Source organism: Streptomyces sp. NPDC041814 (assembly GCF_055590565.1).
Window position 1 is genome coordinate 199,729 of the sequence record NZ_JBVJAM010000006.1, and the last position, 18,497, is coordinate 218,225.

Here is an 18,497-nt window from a genome sequence, read left to right on the forward strand (position 1 = left end):
GGGGCGCTCGATAGGGTCGGCCCCATGTCCCCTCGCTTCGTGCTGCCGCCGCCCCCGCCCCCCGTGGAGATACGTTCCTGGCCCGACCGGGACGCGCTGCTCGCCGACCGGTCCTTCCTGCTCGGTGTGCTGGTCAAGGCGCACACCGGACCGGGCCGGCTCGGGCTGCTGTGGTTGTGGGGGGCGGTCGGCGCGATCGGCTGGTCGTTCATCGGGACGGCGATCATCACCTTCGAGGAGACGTACGACGCCATCAGCGCGATCACGGGCGTGGTGATGCTCGCGGTGGGCGCCGCCGCACTGATTCCGGCGGTGATCCTGCTCGTTTCCGGACTGCGCCGGGACGTGGCGCTGCGCCGCCTGCTCACGCAGTGGGGCGAGCTGGACCGCGACCCCGCCCGCGACGCCGGACTCCGGCTCCCCGGCACCACCCTGGGGTGGCTGCTGCCCTCCTTCGTGCTCGGCGCGCTGGGGCTCTACCTCTGCGTCGTCGTGCCCGCGGGGGCGGTCCGGGGCGAGGACACGTACGGGCTGATGGCGCTGATCATGGGACTCGGGTTGCTGGCCTGGCTCGTCGGGCTCGTCGGCGTCTTCAAGGCGTTCTGGCACCGGCGCTGGATCGTGCGGACGCTGGCCGGGATGAGCGCACCGCCCCCGCCGGTCGCGCGGAGCGGCGGCGCCCACCGCTGAAGTCCTTTCGGCTGCCCCGGTATGAGCCACCCGGGGGACCGCACGCGCCCGGCGGCGGTGTCGGAGCCGATGCCCCGTCACGTACTGGCAGGATCCGGCGCCATGCAGCCAGTACGACAAAAGGACAAATTGGCCATGAATGGGCGTGAAACGGGTGCGGTGAGGGGCGTACGGCAGCGAGGGCGGGACCGCCTGCGGCGCGGACCGGGTTACGCGGTACTCGCCGCGCTCCTGGTCGCGGCCGCCGCGTCCGGCTGTGCGGCCGGGGAGGACTCGGGCACCGCCGCCCGGAGCGCGAAGCTCCAGGCCGGCCAGGCCGGCCAGGCGGGCCCCCAGGCGGAACCGGCGGCCGGGGCGCTCGGCACCCGCGCGGCGCAGGCGGAGCGGGCCAGGCTGGCCCAGGCCGCCCGCGCGGTCGCCGCCAAGAAGTGGGGCCTGGCGAGCACGCCGCTCGCGGCGCCCGTGCCGCCCGCGAAGAAGCCGCACCTCACGACCCGCAAGGGCTTCGAGGTCTCGGGCCAGGACGACTCGCTGCCGCCGGTCTTCACCCGGGTCCCCACCACGGACAAGGTCGTCTTCCTGACCATGGACGACGGGGACGACAAGGACCCCGAGCTGCTGAAGATGATGTCGGAGCTGAACATCCCGTACAGCGCCTTCCTCACCGACTACCTGGTGCGCGACGACTACACGTACTTCAAGGACGCCCAGTCGCGCGGGACCGTGCTCGGCAACCACACCCTCAACCACCGCTACCTGCCGGGCCTCTCCCACGACGAGCAGAAGCGCGAGATCTGCGACCAGCAGGACATCCTGCAGGAGCAGTTCGGCAAGCGGCCCCGGCTCTTCCGGCCGCCGTACGGCAACTACAACGCCGACACGCTGAAGGTCGCCAAGTCCTGCGGCATCACCGCCGTGCCGCTGTGGGAGGCGGAGGCGTTCCCCGACCACATGGAGTGGCGCGGGGAGGACCGGAAGCTGCACCCCGGCGACATCATCCTCACGCACTTCCGCGGCAAGGAGGACTGGAAGGGGAGCATGCCCGACCTGGTCCGGTCCGTCATGAAGGTCATCACGGACCAGGGCTACTCCGTGGCCCGCCTGGAGGACTACGTATAGGAAGCGGCGTACGCGCGGGCGGCCGCGGGCTCCCGGTGCGCGTCCTCGTGGGCGCTGTGCCAGGCCGTCAGCGTGAGGACCAGCAGCAGGCCCGCGCCGATCAGCTGGACGACCCCCGCGATGGGCAGCCCGTGGCGCAGCAGCACCACGCCGATCAGGCAGGCCGCCGCCGTGACGGCGGCCAGGACGAGAGTGCCGGACCAGTCCATCCCGGGCGGTCCGGCCTCCGCCGTGTCCGGGTTCGGCGGCCGGGGGTCGGAGCCCGTGTACACCCAGAGGACGATCCCGCTGAGCAACGTCTCCAGTGCGATGAGCAGCAGGCCGAGCACCGCGTCGAGGCAGCCGGTCAGCACCGGACCGGGGCGCGAGGGGGCCGGGCGGCCGGAGGTTCGTATGCGCATGCCGCCACCGTCCACCGGAACGGTCCGGACGGCCCGGGCGTTGTCCCTACGGTGTCCGGAACGTTGCCCGGCCGCAGCCGTACGGTCCCCGGGTACGCCACGAGGGGCGTGAATTGGCACTCCGCTTGACCGAGTGCTAATCGCGGCCATAGTCTCAGTGCTGGCACTCCCCACTGGAGAGTGCCAGCAGTACTGTGCGACCGGCAGGTCCGGCACCCGCGACGACGGGCCCACCTGGTCGCCACCCCAAAGACTGTTAAACCCCGTGAGATCTCCGAAGGGGGAGACCGGATCGTGTCGACCGCCAGCTCCAAGGTTGCGATCAAGCCGCTCGAGGACCGCATCGTGGTCCAGCCGCTCGACGCCGAGCAGACCACGGCCTCCGGCCTGGTTATCCCGGACACCGCCAAGGAGAAGCCCCAGGAGGGCGTCGTCCTGGCCGTGGGCCCGGGCCGCTTCGAGAACGGCGAGCGCCTGCCGCTCGACGTCAAGACCGGCGATGTCGTGCTGTACAGCAAGTACGGCGGCACCGAGGTGAAGTACAACGGCGAGGAGTACCTCGTCCTCTCGGCGCGCGACGTCCTCGCGATCATCGAGAAGTAATTCACCCACGTTTGCTTCTGTTCTGCGCCCCTGGCCCCCTGCGACCTAACCAGCCGGGCGGCAGGGGCGCAGTTCTTTGTTTTGAGAGGAACAGTTCAGCTCCATGGCGAAGATCCTGAAGTTCGACGAGGACGCCCGTCGCGCCCTTGAGCGCGGCGTCAACAAGCTTGCCGACACGGTCAAGGTGACGATCGGCCCCAAGGGCCGCAACGTCGTCATCGACAAGAAGTTCGGTGCCCCCACCATCACCAACGACGGTGTCACCATCGCGCGCGAGGTCGAGCTGGACGACCCGTACGAGAACCTCGGTGCCCAGCTGGTGAAGGAGGTCGCCACCAAGACGAACGACGTCGCGGGTGACGGCACCACCACCGCCACCGTCCTCGCCCAGGCGCTCGTTCGCGAGGGTCTGCGCAACGTCGCCGCCGGCGCCTCCCCGGCCGCCCTGAAGAAGGGCATCGACGCCGCGGTCAAGGCCGTGTCCGAGGAGCTCCTCGCGACCGCCCGCCCGATCGACGACAAGTCCGACATCGCCGCCGTCGCCGCGCTCTCCGCGCAGGACCCGCAGGTCGGCGAGCTCATCGCGGACGCGATGGACAAGGTCGGCAAGGACGGTGTCATCACCGTCGAGGAGTCCAACACCTTCGGCCTGGACCTCGACTTCACCGAGGGCATGGCCTTCGACAAGGGCTACCTGTCCCCGTACATGGTGACCGACCAGGAGCGTATGGAGGCCGTCCTCGACGACCCGTACATCCTGATCCACCAGGGCAAGATCGGCTCGATCCAGGAGCTGCTGCCGCTCCTGGAGAAGGTCATCCAGGCCGGTGGCTCCAAGCCGCTCCTGATCATCGCCGAGGACGTCGAGGGCGAGGCCCTGTCGACCCTGGTCGTCAACAAGATCCGCGGCACGTTCAACGCCGTCGCCGTCAAGGCGCCCGGCTTCGGTGACCGCCGCAAGGCCATGCTCGGCGACATCGCCACCCTCACCGGTGCGACCGTCATCGCCGAGGAGGTCGGCCTCAAGCTCGACCAGGCCGGTCTGGACGTGCTGGGCACCGCCCGCCGCGTGACCGTCACCAAGGACGACACCACCATCGTCGACGGTGGCGGCAAGTCCGACGAGGTCGCCGGCCGCGTCAACCAGATCAAGGCCGAGATCGAGGCCACGGACTCCGACTGGGACCGCGAGAAGCTCCAGGAGCGCCTGGCGAAGCTGGCCGGCGGGGTCTGCGTGATCCGCGTCGGTGCCGCCACCGAGGTCGAGCTCAAGGAGAAGAAGCACCGTCTGGAGGACGCCATCTCCGCGACCCGCGCCGCGGTCGAGGAGGGCATCGTCTCCGGTGGTGGCTCCGCCATCGTCCACGCCGTCAAGGTCCTTGAGGGCAACCTCGGCAAGACCGGCGACGAGGCCACGGGTGTCGCGGTCGTCCGCCGCGCCGCCGTCGAGCCGCTGCGCTGGATCGCCGAGAACGCCGGCCTCGAGGGCTACGTCATCACCTCGAAGGTCGCCGAGCTCGACAAGGGCCAGGGCTTCAACGCCGCGACCGGCGAGTACGGCGACCTGGTGAAGGCCGGCGTCATCGACCCGGTCAAGGTCACCCGCTCCGCCCTGGAGAACGCCGCGTCCATCGCGTCGCTGCTGCTCACGACCGAGACCCTGGTCGTCGAGAAGCCGGCCGAGGAAGAGCCGGAGGCCGGGCACGGCCACGGCCACTCGCACTAGCGTGTAGCCAGGAAGGCCCGGTCCCCTGCGGGGGCCGGGCCTTTGCGCTGTTCGGGGGCACTGCCCCCGGACCTCCGCTCCTCAAGCGCCGGAGGGGCTGGATTTCACGCCGACCGGTCCAGTGCCGACGGGTGCACCGGGTCCGCGAACGGACGCCCCTGCGCGTACCGCTCCAACTCGTCCAGCGCGTGGTCCGTCATGCGGTGCAGCTCGTTGCCGAGGGAGCCCGCCACGTGCGGGGTCAGGAGGACGTTCGGCAGGTCGTACAACGGGGAGCCGGCGGGCGGCAGTTCGGGGTCCGTCACGTCGAGTACGGCGTGCAGGCGGCCCGGGACCAGCTCCCGCAGCAGGGCCGCCTCGTCGATCAGGGAGCCCCGGGCCGTGTTGATCAGCGTCGAGCCGGTCCGCATCAGCGCCAGCTGGCGGGCGCCGATCATGCGGTGGGTCTCGGGGAGCTGGGGGGCGTGCACGGATACGACGTCGGCGCGGGCGCACAGCTCGTCCAGGGGGACCGGCTCGACGCCCAGGCGCGCCGCCTCGGCCGCGGTGACGAAGGGGTCGTACAGCAGGACCGCCAGGTCGAAGGGGCGGAGCAGCTCGATGACGCGGCGGCCGATGCGGGAGGCCCCGACGATGCCCACCGTGCGGCGGTAGTTGCCGGCCCCGTCCAGCTCGGCGCGCCAGTCGTGGTCGGCGCGGACCTCGCGGTAGACGTGGGCGGAGTGCGGGACGCGCTTGTTGGCCAGCAGGATCGTGGCCAGGGTGTATTCGGCCACGGGCAGGGCGTTGGCCCCGGCCGCCGATGAGACGGCGAGGCCGCGCTCCCAGCAGGCGTCGGTGATGTGGTGCTTGACGGAGCCGGCCGCGTGGACGACCGCCTTGAGCCGGGGCGCGGCGGCGAGGACCGGGGCGGTGAGCGGGGTGGCGCCCCAGCAGGTGAACAGGACCTCGGCCTCGGCGAGGGCGGCGGCGACGCGGGGGTCCGGGGCGGCCAGGTCGTGGGCGACGAGAGCAGGGTCCGTACGGGCGAGGGCGGCGAGCCGGTCGCGGTGGCGCGGCTCGAAGAGGCGCTCGTGGATGCCCGGGCCCATCGCGAGCAGGACGGACGGCCGGGGATCGGTGGTGGACTGCATGGTGGACGACTCCCTCGTGGTGGGGGCTACTTGACGCTGCCGGCGGTGAGTCCGGCCTTCCAGTGCCGTTGCAGCGCGACGAAGGCGACGATCAGCGGGATGACGGCGAGCAGGGACCCGGTGACGACGAGCGGGTAGAAGCCCGGCTCGCTGTGGGTGTTGGTGTTCCAGGAGTACAGGCCGAGGCTCAGCGGGAAGAGCTCGCGGTCGGAGAGCATCACCAGCGGAAGGAAGAAGTTGTTCCAGATCGCGGTGAACTGGAAGAGGAAGACGGTGACGAACCCCGGCATCATCATCGGCAGCCCGATGGAGAAGAAGGTGCGCAGCTCGCCCGCCCCGTCGATGCGCGCGGCCTCCAGCGCCTCGCCCGGGATGTACCCGGCGGAGAACACCCGGGCGAGATAGACGCCGAACGGGTTCACCAGGACGGGGATGAGCACCGACCAGTACGTGTTGACGAGGCCGAGCTTGCTGGCCAGCAGGTACATCGGCAGGGCCAGGGCGGTCGTGGGCACGAGCACCCCGAGCAGGACGAGCCCGAACAGCTTCTCCTTGCCCCGGAACTCGTACTTGTCGAAGGCGTACCCGGCCGCGACGCAGATCAGCGAGCAGACCGCGGCGCCCACTCCCGCGTACAGCAGGCTGTTTCCGTACCACCGGAAGTAGACGCCGTCCCCGTACGAGGCGATGTCGGAGAGGTTCTTCGAGAGGTCGAAGCCCTTGAAGGAGAAGGTGTCCCCGGCGAGCAGCGAGCCGGTGTCCTTGGTGGCGGCGGTGACCAGCCAGACGAGCGGGAAGAGCATGTAGAGGACGGCCAGGAGCAGCGCTCCGTTGACGGCCGCCTTGGACAGCCAGGGGTTCTTGCGGGTCGTGGTGCTCATGCGTGCGCGCCCTTCCGGCCGGTGAGGCGGGTGACGACGAAGGACAGCAGCGCGGCGGTGAGCGCCAGGAGTACGGAGGCGGCGGCCGCGAGTCCGAAGTCGTTACGGGCGAAGGCCGCGGTGTAGGCGTACATGTTCGGTGTCCAGGAGGAGGAGACGGCGGACCCGGAGCCGGTGTTGAGGATCAGCGGCTCGGTGAAGAGCTGGAGCGAGCCGATGATCGTGAAGAGCACGACCATCACGACCGAGGACCGGATCAGCGGGAGCTTGATGCTGAACGCGATGCGCCCGCCGCTCGCCCCGTCCACCGTGGCCGCTTCGAGCACCGAGCGGTCGATGGCCTGGAGGGCGGCGTAGAAGATCACCATGTTGTAGCCGAGCCATTCCCACAGCGCGATGTTCACGACGGAGGGCAGCGCGCCGCCCGGCGAGAAGAAGTCGAAGCCGATGCCGCCGGAGTGCATCGCGGAGACGACGGGGCTGAGGCCCGGCGTGTAGAGGTACAGCCAGATCATCGCGGCGATGATGCCGGGCACGGCGTGCGGCAGGAACAGCGCGAGCTGGAAGAAGCGCCGGGCGCGGGCGAGCGCCGAGTCGAGCAGCAGGGCGAGCCCGAGGGCGCCGCCGACCATCAGCGGGATGTAGACGGCGCAGTAGCCGAGGAGGACGAGGAAGCCGTCGCGGAAGACCCGGTCACCCAGCGCCGCCGTGTAGTTGCCGAGCCCGGTGAAGACCGTCTCGGAGCCGCCGAAGCCGAGCCCCGACTGCTGTTCGGTGAAGAGGCTGAGCCAGACCGCGTAACCGATCGGGATCAGCATCACGGCGGTGAACAGGACGAAGAACGGGGTCAGCAGGATCGCGGCGGCGCGGGTGCGGGCTTTCATCCGGTCAGCCCTCGACCTTCAGGCCGCGCTTGGACAGCTCCGTGACGGTCGCGTCGTGTGCGGCCTTCACGGCGTCGGGGATGGTGGTGCCGCCCCCGGCGAGCTTGCCGAAGCGGTCCTTGAGCGTGGTGTTGGTGGTGCCCATCGCGGGGCCCCAGGTCCAGCCCTGCTTGATCGCGGCGCCGCCGTCCTCGAAGACCTGGTAGATGTCCTGGCCGCCGTAGAACTTGGTGTCGAACGCCTTCTTGGCCGCCGGGCGCAGGGCGAGGGCGGCCGGGAAGGCGCTGGAGGTGCCGGAGGAGATACGGGCCTCGATGCCCTCCTCCGTGGTGGTCATCCAGGTCGCGAACTCGACGGCGGCCGCGGCCTTCCCGCTGTTCTTCGGCACGGCGAAGGTGGTCCCGCCGAGCATGCCGCCCGCGGGCTCGCCGTCCCAGGTCGGGATCGGGGCGACGGCCCACTTGCCGCTCTGCTCGGGCAGCGTGCCGCCGAGGACGCCGCCGCCCCAGGAGGCGCCGAGGTAGCCGATGGTGCCGCCGGTCTTCAGGGAGTTGGTCCAGGCGGGCGAGAAGGAGGCGTCGGTGCGGACCAGGCCGTCCTTCACCAGGCCCTGCCAGTAGTCGGCGACCTTGGTGGTGGCGGCGTCGGTGGTGTCGACCTTCCAGGTGTCGCCCTCGGCCTTGAACCACTGGGCACCGGCCTGCCAGACCATCGCCTCGAAGGTGGTCGGGTCGTCCGGGAAGAAGGTGCCGATGCGGGCCTTGGAGTCGGCCTTCTTCACCTTCTCGGCCGCCGACCTGAACTCGTCCCAGGTCTTGGGGACGTCGATGCCGTACTTGGTGCAGAGGTCCTTGCGGTAGAAGAACGCCTGCGGCGCGGCGTCGAAGGGCACCGCCCAGCTCTTGCCGCCGAGGGTGGTCTGCTCGACCGCCTGCGGGAGGAACTTCTTCTTCACATCGTCGGTGAGGTACTCGCCGATGTCCTGGAACCCGCCCTGGCTGACGTACTCGGGGAGCTGCGGGTACTCGACGGAGACCAGGTCGGGGGCGTTGCCCGCCTTGATGGCGTTGGAGATCTTCGCGTAGCCGCCGGCGTTCCCGGAGGGGGTCTCCTCGAACTTCACGTGGATGTTCTTGTGCGAGGCGTTGAACGCGTCCACGACCTCCTTGGTGCCCTTGGCCCAGCCCCAGAAGGTGATGGTCACGGGCTTGGCGGCGGTGCCGGTGCCGCCGTCCCCGGAGTCGTCCCCGCTCCCTCCGCAGGCCGTGACGACGGCGAGGGCGGTGACGGCTCCGGCTATGGAAAGAGTCGTTCTGCTCCAACTGCGGTTCACGGCGGGCTCCTGAGTCGACGGTGACAGGGACGTTGGGCGTGATCCTTGGTCCACCGATGACCGAAGTCAAGAGCGAAAGATTGATTGATCGAGAAAAGATCAGAAAGTTATCGAGTGGTCGACGCCCGCACCCGCAGCCGAGGCAGCAGCGCCAGATGCCGTCCCGGCTCGTCGCCGTCCGGCCCCGCACCGTCCCGCCCGGCCCCGAGCCGCCCGGCCAGCAGCTCCGTCGCGTACCGCCCGACGTGCCGCTTGGGCGGGCTGACCGCGGTCAGCGGGATGTCGCCCAGCGCCGCCACCTCGTCGTCGTACGCGATCACCGCCAGGTCCTCCGGCACCCGCACGCCCAGCTCCGACAGGCGCTGCACCAGGTGGATCGCGTCCACGTCGTTGTGCACGAGCACCGCCGTGGCCCGGCCGGAACCCACCGCGTCGCGCACCTCGCGCACCGCCTCCTCGAAGCGGGCCGGGTCCACCTCGGGCCCGGACGTCCCGATCATCGCGGGCGCGCCCTCGGCGAGCCCCAGCACCGCGAGCGCGTCCTCGTAGCCGGAGCGCACCGCGAGCGCGGTCGGGCTGTCGGCGCGGGCGACCAGGAGCGGGGTGCCGTGGCCGAGGCCGATCAGATGGCGCACCGCGAGCAGCACCCCATGCCGGTGGTCGGAGCAGACCCGGTCCATGCCGTCCAGCGGCGACCCGGGCGCCGGGGTGCGCTCCAGGAGCACGGCGGGCACCGGCAGTCCGGCCATCCAGTCGCCGTACGCCGCCTGGTCCTCGGCGCCCCGCCAGGCCGGGGCGATGAGCAGCCCCTCCGCCCCGGCGGCGAGCAGCCCCTCGGCGCGCGCCCGGTCCCCCTCCGGCCGGTAGTCGGAGATCCGCAGCACCAGACGGCCCCCGGCACGCGCGGCCGCCTCGTGCGCGCCCCGGATGACCTCCGCGAAGTAGTACGTCGCCGAGGGCGCGATCAGCCCGAGCACCGGGCCGTCGCCGGGCCCGGGCCCGGCGGGGGACGCGGCGTCCCGGGGCCAGGAGACCGAGCCGTGGACCCGGTCCAGCAGCCCGCGTTCGGCCAGCGCCTCGGCGTCACGGCGCGCCGTGACGGGGGAGACCCCCAGCAGGCCGGCCAGATCGGAGACACGGGCCGAGCCGCGCTCCCGTACCAGGGCCAGAAGTCGGTCGTGACGTTCAGCTGCACTCTCGCGCACGGCGGCAGTCCCCTTGTAAATCGCGATGTGGTGGCTCGGCTCGCCAGACCCTAATCCACTGTGATCGATCGATGGAAATTTCGATCATTCGCTACGCCGACTCTTGACGTTCGATCAATCCGCGGTTCAGGATTCCCGGCGACGCCGAAGCCCGCCTCCCCTGGGAGCATCATGCCCACGACGAGTCCGTACACGGGACGCACCCGTGCCGATTGGGAGCGCGCGGCCGACCAACTCCTGCTCGCCGTACGCCCCTACGCCTCGCCCTGCCACGGCCGCATCGACCTCCCCGGCCCCCGGCCGAGCTGGTCGGGGCCCGTCTCCGACGGCCTCGAAGGCTACGCCCGCACCTGGCTGCTCGCCGCGCTGCGGACCGCCGGAGCGGGCGGCGAGGACCCGCACGGCTTCCTCGGCCGGTACGCCGAAGGGCTCGCCGCCGGCACGTCGGACCCGGCGGGCAGCCCCGACGCCTGGCCCCGCATCGCGGAGGTCCCGCAGGCCATCGTGGAATCCGCGTCCATCGCCCTGGGCCTGCGCCTCACCCGCCCCTGGCTCTGGGACACCCTGGACGACGCCACCCGGCAGCGTGCCGTCGACTGGCTCCTCCCCGCCCTCGGCGCGCCCCCGGTGAACAACAACTGGTGGTTCTTCGGACTCACCGTCGCCGGCTTCCTCCAGGACGCCGGCATCGAGACCGACCGTGCCCGTCGGACCATCGACCGCGCGCTGGAACACGTCGAGGACTGGTACCTGGGCGACGGCTGGTACAGCGACGGCCCGAACCGCTCCTTCGACCACTACAACGCCTGGGCCATGCATTTCTACCCCGTCCTGCACGCCCACCTGGCGGGCGACCGGGACCTGCTGGACCGCTACGGCCCCCGCCTGCACCGCCACCTGGACGACTACAGCCGCATGTTCGGCGCGGACGGCGCACCCATGCCGTTCGGCCGCTCCCTCATCTACCGCTTCGCCGCCGCGGCCGCCCCCTGGCTCGGCGCGATGACCGGCCACACCCCGCTCACCCCGGGCGCGACCCGACGCCTCGCCTCCGGCACCCTCCGCCACTTCCTGGACCACGGCGCCGTCGACCGGGACGGCCTCCTCACCCTCGGCTGGCACCGCCCGTACGCACCCATGCTCCAGTCCTACTCGGGCCCCGCGTCCCCGTACTGGGCGTCCAAGGGCTTCCTCGGCCTCCTGCTGCCCCCGGCCCACCCCGTCTGGACGGCCACCGAGGAGCCGCTGCCCGCCGAGACCGCGGACGCCGTGACCGTTCTCGGCCCGACCGGGATGCTCCTCCAGTCCACCGCGGCGGACGGCCTCGTCCGGCTCCACAACCACGGCTCGAACCACGTGGGCGACGGCGAGGACCCCGGCTACGCCCGCTTCGCGTACTCCACCCGGACCGGCCCCACACACGGGGACGCCGCACGCGACAACCACTTCGCGCTGCTCCCCGACGGGAAGCCGACCGTCCGCCCCACCGCCGACCCGGCCGGCCCCGCCGCCTCCGCGCACACCCCGCTCCCCGGCGTCCGCGTCGTCTCCGCCACCCTCGCCCACGGCCGCGCCGAGGTCCGCGCGCATCTGGTCACGGGCGCGCCCGAGGGCACACCCGTCCGCCAGACGGGGTGGGCGACCGGGGACGACGGAGAGCTCACCGCCCAGCTCCACCCGGTCCACGGCTACACCGGCGGCGCGCACCGGCTCCCGGGCGGGTCCACCATGTTCGCCGAGACCTCCGGGCTCCTCGCCGTGGACGGCGTCACCGCCGGGGACCGCTCCCTGTTCGTCGCGCTCGCCTCGCTCACCGGTGAGCCGGACCCGGCCCCCGTCCACACCCTCGCCGAGATCCGCGTACAGGGCCCCCACGAGATCCGGGTGACCTGGCACGACGGCGGTACGGCGGTCCTCCGTCTCCCGGAGGAATGACCGGAGGGAGCGACGGCGGAGCGGTGGGGGAGCCGTACGGCGGCACCCGTGCCCGCCGCGCCTACTGCGGCCCGTACTTGCGGCCCGTACGCGAGGTCAGCCCGCCGAGCAGGCCGCGCGGCGCCAGCTTCACCGCGCCCATCAGCACCTTGTAGCGCGGGTCCGGGATCGACACCGACTTCCCACGCGCCAGGTCCGCGAGCGCCGCCGTCACCAGCTTGTCCGCGTCGAGCCACATCCAGCCCGGGATGTTGCCCGTGCCCATCCCGGCCCGCTGGTGGAACTCCGTACGCACGAAGCCCGGGCACAGCGCCATCAGCCGCACCCCGGACCCGGCCAGGTCCTTCGCCGCGCCCTGGCTGAACTGAACGACCCACGCCTTCGAAGCGCCGTACGTGCCGCGCGGCACGAACGCCGCGACCGAGGCCACGTTGACGATGCCGCCCCGGCCGCGCTCCCGCATCGCGGCCGCCGCGGCCGAGGTCAGCCGCAGCACCGCCTCGCAGTGCACCTTCAGCATCGACAGCTCGTCGGCCATCGGGACCTCCAGATAGCGTCCCTTGTTGCCGAAGCCCGCGTTGTTCACCAGCAGGTCGACCGGGCGCCGGGCGTCCCCGAGGCGCTCCTCGACCGCGCGGATGCCCTTGTCGTCGGACAGGTCGGCCCGCAGCACCTCCGCCTCGATGCCGTGCCGGTCGTGCAGCTCGGTCGCCTGCTCGCGCAGCCGCTCCGCGTCCCGGGCCACCAGGACCAGGTCGTACCCGTCGGCGGCGAGCCGCCGGGCGAAGGCGGCACCGATACCCGCCGTCGCGCCCGTGATCAGTGCAGTCGTCATAGGCGGCACGGTAGAGCATCCGGAAACGGCGCCTCCCGGCGCTCCCGCGGGCTCAGGAGGCGGTGAGCTCCGCCGCGTACGCCCGCGCCTTGCGCAGCGTCGAAGGGCACAGCGCCTCCCCGGCCGGGAGGAGCCGCGGCAGCAGGTCGCGCCGGGTCGTGACGGCCCGGAACTGCAGCTCCACCGTCACCTCGTGGTCCGGCCGGTGCACGATCTCGACCGGGTCGCCCGCCCGGACGGACCCCGGCGTGATCACCCGCAGATACGCCCCCGGGGCCGCCGCATGCGTGAACCGCTTCACCCAGCGGGCTTCGCCGAGGTGGCCCTGGAAGGTCCGGCACGGGATGCGGCCCGAGGCGACCTCCAGCACCAGCTCCCCGCCGATCCGCCAGCGCTCGCCGATCAGCGCCTCGCCGACCCGCAGCCCCGCCGTGGTCAGGTTCTCGCCGAACGAGCCGTTGGGCAGCGCGCGGCCCAGCTCCCGCTCCCAGGCGTCCAGGTCCTCGCGGGCGAACGCGTACACCGCCTGGTCGGAGCCGCCGTGGTGGCGCAGGTCGCACACCGCGTCCCCGGCCACCCCGCTGCCGCCCTCGCCCCTGGGCCCGGGGTCCGAGACCCGCACCGGTCCGTCCACGGGCCGCTTGTCGATCCCGGTCCTGCCGCCCGGGGCGTCGGTGAAGGACGACGCCGTGGGCCGCCCCGCGTTCACGGTCAGCACTGTCATCGCGGTCATACCGGAACGGTATCGAAGACCGAACCAAAGTCGTAGGCGAATATCTCGCACCCGACCCAAGGGTTGCTTATGCTGGAGAGGTGATCGAAGCCCGCCACCTCCGCGTCCTGCGCGCCGTCGCCTCCACCGGCTCCTTCTCCGCCGCCGCCCGGGAGCTGGGCTGCACCCAGCCCGCCGTCAGCCAGCAGATGAAGGCCCTGGAGTCCTCCGCCGGGACCACGCTGCTCATCCGGACCGGCCGCGAGATGCGGTTGACCCAGGCGGGCGAGGCGCTGGTGCGGCACGCGTCGGGCATCCTCGCCGGGCTCACCGCGGCCGAGGAGGAGGTCGCCGCGATCGCCGGACTGCGGGCCGGGCGGGTCCGGCTCGTCTCGTTCCCGAGCGGCAGCTCGTCGCTGGTCCCGGGCGCCCTCGCCGCCCTGCGCGCGGCCCACCCCGGGACCCGGGTGTCCCTCGTGGAGGCCGAGCCGCCCCGGTCGGTGGAGATGCTGCGCGACGGCGACTGCGACATCGCGCTCGCCTTCCGCTACGGGGAGCCGGGCGCCGAATGGGACGACCTGGTGGTCCGCCCGCTGCTCACCGACCGGCTCACGGGCCTGGTCCCCGAGGGGCACGCGCTGGCGGGCCGGGACGAGGTCGGCATCGCGGAGCTGGCCGGGGAGTCCTGGATCGCGGGGTGCCCCCGGTGCCGCAGGCAGCTCGTGGAGGTGTGCGAGGAGTCCGGATTCACCCCGCGCATCGACTTCGCCACCGACGACTATCCCGCGGTGATCGGCCTGGTCGGGGCGGGCCTGGGGGTCGCCGTACTGCCGGCCCTGGCCATCGAGTCGGTGCGCCCCCGGGGAGCCAGGACCGTCGCGGTGGCACCGGCCATCGAACGCGAGATCGTCGCCCTGACCCTGCCCGACCTGGCAAGGGTCCCGGCGGTGGCAGCCACCCTGGACCACCTGGCACTGGCATCATCCAGCCCCGTCGCATCATCCAGCCCCGCCGGCGTTTGAGGCGCGGGGTCCGGGGCGGCGCCCCGAAACTCAGCCCCTCCGGCGCTTGAGGAGCGGGGGCCCGGGGGCGGAGCCCCAGGTTTCGGGAAGGGGCGGGGCGGGGTGAAGGAACGTTTCTCCCCCGACAGGCGCAGCACCCGTCACCCCTGCCCCGGCGGCGACGCCGGCGCCGTGATCAGCCGATTGCGCGCACGCCCCATCAACTCCTCGCGCTCGTCCTCGGTGAGCCCGCCCCACACCCCGTAGGGCTCACGGACGGCCAAGGCGTGCGCCGCGCACTCCGCGCGTACGGGGCACCGCATGCAGACCTCCTTCGCGGAGGTCTCACGCGCGCTCCGAGCCGCCCCGCGTTCCCCCTCCGGATGGAAGAAGAGCGAGCTGTCGACCCCGCGGCAGGCCGCCAGCAGCTGCCAGTCCCACAGATCGGCGTTGGGTCCGGGAAGTCGGGAGAAATCGGCCATTGCTTGTCCCCTCGAAACCGTGCTGAGTCGGAAACGTCGTGTGCGTCGTGGGTGGGTGCTCGTCGATGACCGTGTACAAGACCGTACATCTACGGTGTTAGTAGATGTAAATATGACTGATTGCGAATCTAGCCACAGACACCACCAAAAGGGAAGAAATCCCGCTAAATGGGGCACGGAGCCGCCAAAAGTTTCGGTTGACGACTGAACGACCCGTGGCGCTCTGCTCCGTGAGCGCTTACTCACGTAGAGTGCCGAACTCGGTCTTCCGACCCGTAACTCTTTCGAGTGACCATCGTTGAGAGTGCGGAGGCGGTTGGCAGAAAGAGCGATCGGGCAGATGTCCGAGAGCGTCAACCGCACAGGTGACGACTTGTAACAGCCTGGAGGCTCAAGGTGACGCGCATCAGCTGCGGAGGGCGGTCATGACTTCCGTCCTCGTCTGCGACGACTCCCCGCTTGCCCGAGAAGCGCTCCGTCGCGCGGTCGCGACCGTGCCCGGCGTCGAGCGGGTGACGACGGCCGCCAACGGCGAGGAAGTCCTCCGCCGCTGGGGTGCCGACCGTTCGGATCTGATTCTCATGGACGTACGCATGCCCGGGCTCGGGGGGGTGGAGACGGTCCGCCGGCTGCTCTCCGCCGACCCCGGCGCCCGGATCATCATGCTGACCGTCGCCGAGGACCTGGACGGCGTCGCGCTCGCGGTCGCCGCCGGTGCCCGCGGCTATCTGCACAAGGACGCCTCCCGGGCCGAGCTCCGGGCGACCGTCACCCAGGCGCTGGCCGACCCGACGTGGCGGCTCGCCCCGCGTCGGCTGCGGTCGGCCGAGATGGGTGCGGCGCCCACGCTCACGGCGCGCGAGATCCAGGTGCTGGAGGGGATGAGCCACGGCCGCTCCAACGCGGAGATCGGCCGCGAGCTGTTCCTCTCCGAGGACACGGTGAAGACGCACGCCCGGCGGCTCTTCAAGAAGCTCGGCGCCTCGGACCGCGCCCACGCGGTGGCCCTGGGCTTCCGGTGGGGCCTGGTGCGCTGACAGTCGGCCCGGGCCCCTAGGCGCTGTCGCCCAGGACCCGGGCAAGGGGGTGCGGCGCACGCCGCCGTACCCCGCCGATCCGGCGGTATGTGACGCTTCCCGGCCGATGCCGCATCCTTGAGACGTGGAGTTCCTCGGGAACGATTCGGTCGAGCGGAAGGGGAGGGCGCAGGACATGACTTCCGGCGCACCCGCTCATAACGCTTCGGTGCACAACTACGGACGCGGTGCCGCGGATGAAGCGGGGCCGGGGCACCATGGTTCGATGCGCGACGACGGGACGACGGTGATCGGTGCCCTGGTGCACCGCGCCGTCGAGGGCGACGCGCAGGCCACACACGACCTGCTGGCCCACGTCCACCCGCTCGCCCTGCGCTACTGCCGGTCCCGGCTGAACCGGCTGCCCGGTGACGCCCGCCACTTCGTGGAGGACCTGGCGCAGGAGGTCTGCGTCGCCGTCCTGATGGCGCTGCCGCGCTACAAGGACACGGGCAGACCCTTCGAAGCCTTCGTCTTCGCCATCGCCGGTCACAAGGTGGCCGACCTCCAGCGCGCCGCGATGCGGCACCCCGGCTCGACCGCCGTGCCCTCCGACGAGATGCCGGAGCGCCCCGACGACTCGCTCGGGCCCGAGGAGCGGGCGCTCCTCAGTAGCGACGCCGCCTGGGCCAAGAAGCTCCTGGCCAACCTCCCGGAGAACCAGCGCGAACTGCTCGTGCTGCGCGTCGCCGTCGGGCTGACCGCCGAGGAGACCGGCCAGATGCTCGGCATGTCTCCGGGCGCCGTCCGGGTCGCCCAGCACCGGGCGTTGAGCCGCCTCCGAGCGCTCGCGGAACAGTGAGCCGAGCGGTGGGCCAGGCCCCTCGGAGACGTACGCCACAGCCGTAGAAAGCTACAGAACCTGCGGGTGATCTTGCTCGTGGAATGAGACGCCTCCCGAGGCCGTTAGCATGGACATCCGCACCGATCAAGGCCATTTGGGGAAGGTGTCATGACTGCAAACGTCGACGGAGTGCCCGAGAAATTCGCGACGCTCGGGCTGACATACGACGACGTGCTGCTGCTGCCGGGCGCATCCGAAGTGCTGCCCAACGCGGTCGACACCTCGACGCTCATCTCGCGCAACGTCCGCGTCAACATCCCGCTGCTGTCCGCCGCCATGGACAAGGTCACCGAGGCCCGCATGGCCATCGCGATGGCCCGGCAGGGCGGCGTCGGCGTGCTGCACCGCAACCTCTCGGTCGAGGACCAGGTCAACCAGGTCGACCTGGTCAAGCGGTCCGAGTCCGGCATGGTCACCGACCCGATCACGGTCGGCCCGGACGCCACGCTCGGCGAGGCGGACGCGCTCTGCGCCAAGTTCCGCATCAGCGGCGTCCCGGTCACCGACCAGGCGGGCAAGCTGCTCGGCATCGTCACCAACCGCGACATGGCCTTCGAGTCGGACCGCTCCCGCCAGGTGCGCGAGGTCATGACGCCGATGCCGCTCGTCACCGGCAAGGTCGGCATCTCCGGCGTGGACGCCATGGAGCTGCTGCGCCGCCACAAGATCGAGAAGCTGCCGCTGGTGGACGAGGCGGGGCTCCTCAAGGGCCTCATCACGGTCAAGGACTTCAAGAAGGCCGAGCAGTACCCGAACGCGGCCAAGGACGCCGACGGCCGGCTGCTCGTCGGCGCCGCCGTGGGCGCCAGCCCCGAGGCGCTGGACCGCGCCCAGGCGCTGGCCGAGGCGGGCGCCGACTTCCTCATCGTGGACACCTCGCACGGCCACAACAGCAACGCGCTCAACTGGATGGCCAAGATCAAGTCGGCCGTGAGCGTCGACGTCATCGGCGGCAACGTGGCGACCCGCGACGGCGCCCAGGCCCTGATCGACGCCGGTGTGGACGGCGTCAAGGTCGGTGTCGGCCCCGGCTCCATCTGTACGACCCGCGTCGTCGCCGGCATTGGCGTCCCGCAGGTCACCGCGATCTACGAGGCCGCGCTGGCCGCCCGCGCCGCGGGCGTCCCGGTCATCGGCGACGGCGGCCTGCAGTACTCGGGCGACATCGGCAAGGCGCTCGCCGCCGGCGCCGACAGCGTGATGCTGGGCTCGCTCCTCGCGGGCTGCGAGGAGTCCCCGGGCGAGCTGATGTTCATCAACGGCAAGCAGTTCAAGTCGTACCGGGGCATGGGCTCGCTGGGCGCGATGCAGTCCCGCGGCCAGGGCCGCTCCTACTCCAAGGACCGGTACTTCCAGGCCGAGGTCGCCTCGGACGACAAGCTCGTCCCCGAGGGCATCGAGGGCCAGGTGCCCTACCGCGGCCCCCTCGCCAACGTGCTGCACCAGCTGGTCGGCGGCCTCCGCCAGACCATGGGCTACGTGGGCGCCGCGACCGTGGACGAGATGGAGAGCAAGGGCCGCTTCGTGCGGATCACCTCGGCGGGCCTCAAGGAGAGCCACCCGCACGACATCCAGATGACGGTCGAAGCACCGAACTACAGCAAGAAGTAACGCGACAGCGCAGGTGAGGGGCGGAC

Annotated in this window: 18 protein-coding genes; 9 read left to right on the forward strand and 9 right to left on the reverse strand. The window is 71.6% G+C overall.

Features of this window, described 5'->3' with window-relative positions; translation table 11 throughout:
- Nucleotides 1-24 precede the first annotated feature (24 nt).
- Together ACZ6C6_RS17660 and ACZ6C6_RS17665 are read left to right on the forward strand one after the other, a co-directional pair.
- Nucleotides 25-690 carry a hypothetical protein gene (locus ACZ6C6_RS17660; protein ID WP_469203664.1) on the forward strand — a complete coding sequence of 222 codons (666 nt, stop codon included), beginning with the start codon at nucleotides 25-27 and terminating at the stop codon, nucleotides 688-690.
- 135 nt (nucleotides 691-825) lie between these two features.
- Nucleotides 826-1,809: a polysaccharide deacetylase family protein gene (locus ACZ6C6_RS17665; RefSeq protein ID WP_469203665.1), complete on the forward strand. Its 984-nt coding sequence runs from the start codon at nucleotides 826-828 to the stop codon at nucleotides 1,807-1,809.
- Here the strand turns inward: ACZ6C6_RS17665 and ACZ6C6_RS17670 are convergent.
- Nucleotides 1,800-2,210: a DUF6234 family protein gene (locus tag ACZ6C6_RS17670; RefSeq protein WP_469203668.1), complete on the reverse strand. Its 411-nt coding sequence runs from the start codon at nucleotides 2,208-2,210 to the stop codon at nucleotides 1,800-1,802. The two genes, ACZ6C6_RS17665 and ACZ6C6_RS17670, sit on opposite strands and share 10 nt — an antisense overlap.
- 294 nt (nucleotides 2,211-2,504) lie before the next feature.
- Between ACZ6C6_RS17670 and groES the strand changes: the two genes are divergently transcribed.
- Nucleotides 2,505-2,813, forward strand: a complete 309-nt coding sequence (gene groES, locus ACZ6C6_RS17675) for a co-chaperone GroES (protein WP_018101172.1) — start codon at nucleotides 2,505-2,507, stop codon at nucleotides 2,811-2,813.
- A gap of 103 nt (nucleotides 2,814-2,916) precedes the next feature.
- Nucleotides 2,917-4,539, forward strand: a complete 1,623-nt coding sequence (gene groL, locus ACZ6C6_RS17680) for a chaperonin GroEL (RefSeq protein WP_469203670.1) — start codon at nucleotides 2,917-2,919, stop codon at nucleotides 4,537-4,539.
- 104 nt (nucleotides 4,540-4,643) lie between these two features.
- Here the strand turns inward: groL and ACZ6C6_RS17685 are convergent, their stop codons facing one another.
- The 5 genes from ACZ6C6_RS17685 to ACZ6C6_RS17705 form a co-directional block, all read right to left on the reverse strand.
- Nucleotides 4,644-5,672 (reverse strand): hydroxyacid dehydrogenase, encoded by a 1,029-nt coding sequence (locus ACZ6C6_RS17685; protein ID WP_469203672.1) that lies wholly within the window; start codon nucleotides 5,670-5,672, stop codon nucleotides 4,644-4,646.
- Nucleotides 5,673-5,698: 26 nt separating this feature from the next.
- Nucleotides 5,699-6,553, reverse strand: a complete 855-nt coding sequence (locus tag ACZ6C6_RS17690) for a carbohydrate ABC transporter permease (protein WP_469203674.1) — start codon at nucleotides 6,551-6,553, stop codon at nucleotides 5,699-5,701.
- The gene (locus ACZ6C6_RS17695) at nucleotides 6,550-7,437 is read right to left on the reverse strand and encodes a carbohydrate ABC transporter permease (RefSeq protein WP_073964391.1); all 888 of its coding nucleotides are present in this window, start codon (nucleotides 7,435-7,437) and stop codon (nucleotides 6,550-6,552) included. Before ACZ6C6_RS17695 ends, ACZ6C6_RS17690 begins: the two co-directional genes overlap by 4 nt.
- Before the next feature lie 4 nt (nucleotides 7,438-7,441).
- Nucleotides 7,442-8,770 (reverse strand): ABC transporter substrate-binding protein, encoded by a 1,329-nt coding sequence (locus ACZ6C6_RS17700; protein WP_469203676.1) that lies wholly within the window; start codon nucleotides 8,768-8,770, stop codon nucleotides 7,442-7,444.
- 107 nt (nucleotides 8,771-8,877) lie between these two features.
- Nucleotides 8,878-9,975: a substrate-binding domain-containing protein gene (locus ACZ6C6_RS17705; protein WP_469203678.1), complete on the reverse strand. Its 1,098-nt coding sequence runs from the start codon at nucleotides 9,973-9,975 to the stop codon at nucleotides 8,878-8,880.
- Between the two features lie 171 nt (nucleotides 9,976-10,146).
- Here ACZ6C6_RS17705 and ACZ6C6_RS17710 point away from each other — a divergent pair, with 171 nt between their 5' ends.
- Nucleotides 10,147-11,910 (forward strand): DUF2264 domain-containing protein, encoded by a 1,764-nt coding sequence (locus ACZ6C6_RS17710; protein WP_469203680.1) that lies wholly within the window; start codon nucleotides 10,147-10,149, stop codon nucleotides 11,908-11,910.
- 61 nt (nucleotides 11,911-11,971) lie between these two features.
- Here the strand turns inward: ACZ6C6_RS17710 and ACZ6C6_RS17715 are convergent, their stop codons facing one another.
- Both ACZ6C6_RS17715 and ACZ6C6_RS17720 read right to left on the reverse strand, forming a co-directional pair.
- On the reverse strand, nucleotides 11,972-12,745 hold the full coding sequence (locus ACZ6C6_RS17715) for an SDR family NAD(P)-dependent oxidoreductase (protein ID WP_469203682.1): 774 nt from the start codon (nucleotides 12,743-12,745) through the stop codon (nucleotides 11,972-11,974).
- Between the two features lie 52 nt (nucleotides 12,746-12,797).
- Nucleotides 12,798-13,469 carry an MOSC domain-containing protein gene (locus ACZ6C6_RS17720; protein ID WP_469204020.1) on the reverse strand — a complete coding sequence of 224 codons (672 nt, stop codon included), beginning with the start codon at nucleotides 13,467-13,469 and terminating at the stop codon, nucleotides 12,798-12,800.
- An 89-nt stretch (nucleotides 13,470-13,558) separates the two neighbouring features.
- Here ACZ6C6_RS17720 and ACZ6C6_RS17725 point away from each other — a divergent pair, with 89 nt between their 5' ends.
- Complete coding sequence (locus ACZ6C6_RS17725; RefSeq protein ID WP_469203684.1) at nucleotides 13,559-14,479, forward strand: LysR family transcriptional regulator; 921 nt, start codon at nucleotides 13,559-13,561, stop codon at nucleotides 14,477-14,479.
- A gap of 140 nt (nucleotides 14,480-14,619) precedes the next feature.
- Here the strand turns inward: ACZ6C6_RS17725 and ACZ6C6_RS17730 are convergent, their stop codons facing one another.
- Nucleotides 14,620-14,940, reverse strand: a complete 321-nt coding sequence (locus ACZ6C6_RS17730) for a WhiB family transcriptional regulator (RefSeq protein WP_469203686.1) — start codon at nucleotides 14,938-14,940, stop codon at nucleotides 14,620-14,622.
- A gap of 425 nt (nucleotides 14,941-15,365) precedes the next feature.
- Between ACZ6C6_RS17730 and ACZ6C6_RS17735 the strand changes: the two genes are divergently transcribed.
- From ACZ6C6_RS17735 to guaB, 3 genes are all read left to right on the forward strand, one after another.
- Nucleotides 15,366-15,977: a response regulator transcription factor gene (locus ACZ6C6_RS17735; protein ID WP_003948568.1), complete on the forward strand. Its 612-nt coding sequence runs from the start codon at nucleotides 15,366-15,368 to the stop codon at nucleotides 15,975-15,977.
- 265 nt (nucleotides 15,978-16,242) lie between these two features.
- Nucleotides 16,243-16,818, forward strand: coding sequence for a sigma-70 family RNA polymerase sigma factor (locus ACZ6C6_RS17740; protein WP_018101160.1), 576 nt, complete (start codon nucleotides 16,243-16,245; stop codon nucleotides 16,816-16,818).
- A 150-nt stretch (nucleotides 16,819-16,968) separates the two neighbouring features.
- A complete protein-coding gene (guaB, locus tag ACZ6C6_RS17745) occupies nucleotides 16,969-18,471 on the forward strand; it encodes an IMP dehydrogenase (protein ID WP_469203689.1) in 1,503 nt (500 codons plus the stop codon).
- Nucleotides 18,472-18,497 lie beyond the last annotated feature (26 nt).

Bases quoted from the DNA above. Each gene is read 5' to 3' on its own strand.
- ACZ6C6_RS17740 (WP_018101160.1), top strand. From the start codon at position 16,243: ATGCGCGACGACGGGACGACGGTGATCGGTGCCCTGGTGCACCGCGCC.
- ACZ6C6_RS17730 (WP_469203686.1), bottom strand. From the start codon at position 14,940: ATGGCCGATTTCTCCCGACTTCCCGGACCCAACGCCGATCTGTGGGAC.
- ACZ6C6_RS17720 (WP_469204020.1), bottom strand. From the start codon at position 13,469: ATGACAGTGCTGACCGTGAACGCGGGGCGGCCCACGGCGTCGTCCTTC.
- ACZ6C6_RS17670 (WP_469203668.1), bottom strand. From the start codon at position 2,210: ATGCGCATACGAACCTCCGGCCGCCCGGCCCCCTCGCGCCCCGGTCCG.
- ACZ6C6_RS17660 (WP_469203664.1), top strand. From the start codon at position 25: ATGTCCCCTCGCTTCGTGCTGCCGCCGCCCCCGCCCCCCGTGGAGATA.
- ACZ6C6_RS17695 (WP_073964391.1), bottom strand. From the start codon at position 7,437: ATGAAAGCCCGCACCCGCGCCGCCGCGATCCTGCTGACCCCGTTCTTC.
- ACZ6C6_RS17685 (WP_469203672.1), bottom strand. From the start codon at position 5,672: ATGCAGTCCACCACCGATCCCCGGCCGTCCGTCCTGCTCGCGATGGGC.
- ACZ6C6_RS17665 (WP_469203665.1), top strand. From the start codon at position 826: ATGAATGGGCGTGAAACGGGTGCGGTGAGGGGCGTACGGCAGCGAGGG.
- ACZ6C6_RS17715 (WP_469203682.1), bottom strand. From the start codon at position 12,745: ATGACGACTGCACTGATCACGGGCGCGACGGCGGGTATCGGTGCCGCC.
- ACZ6C6_RS17710 (WP_469203680.1), top strand. From the start codon at position 10,147: ATGCCCACGACGAGTCCGTACACGGGACGCACCCGTGCCGATTGGGAG.
- groL (WP_469203670.1), top strand. From the start codon at position 2,917: ATGGCGAAGATCCTGAAGTTCGACGAGGACGCCCGTCGCGCCCTTGAG.
- guaB (WP_469203689.1), top strand. From the start codon at position 16,969: ATGACTGCAAACGTCGACGGAGTGCCCGAGAAATTCGCGACGCTCGGG.
- ACZ6C6_RS17735 (WP_003948568.1), top strand. From the start codon at position 15,366: ATGACTTCCGTCCTCGTCTGCGACGACTCCCCGCTTGCCCGAGAAGCG.
- ACZ6C6_RS17690 (WP_469203674.1), bottom strand. From the start codon at position 6,553: ATGAGCACCACGACCCGCAAGAACCCCTGGCTGTCCAAGGCGGCCGTC.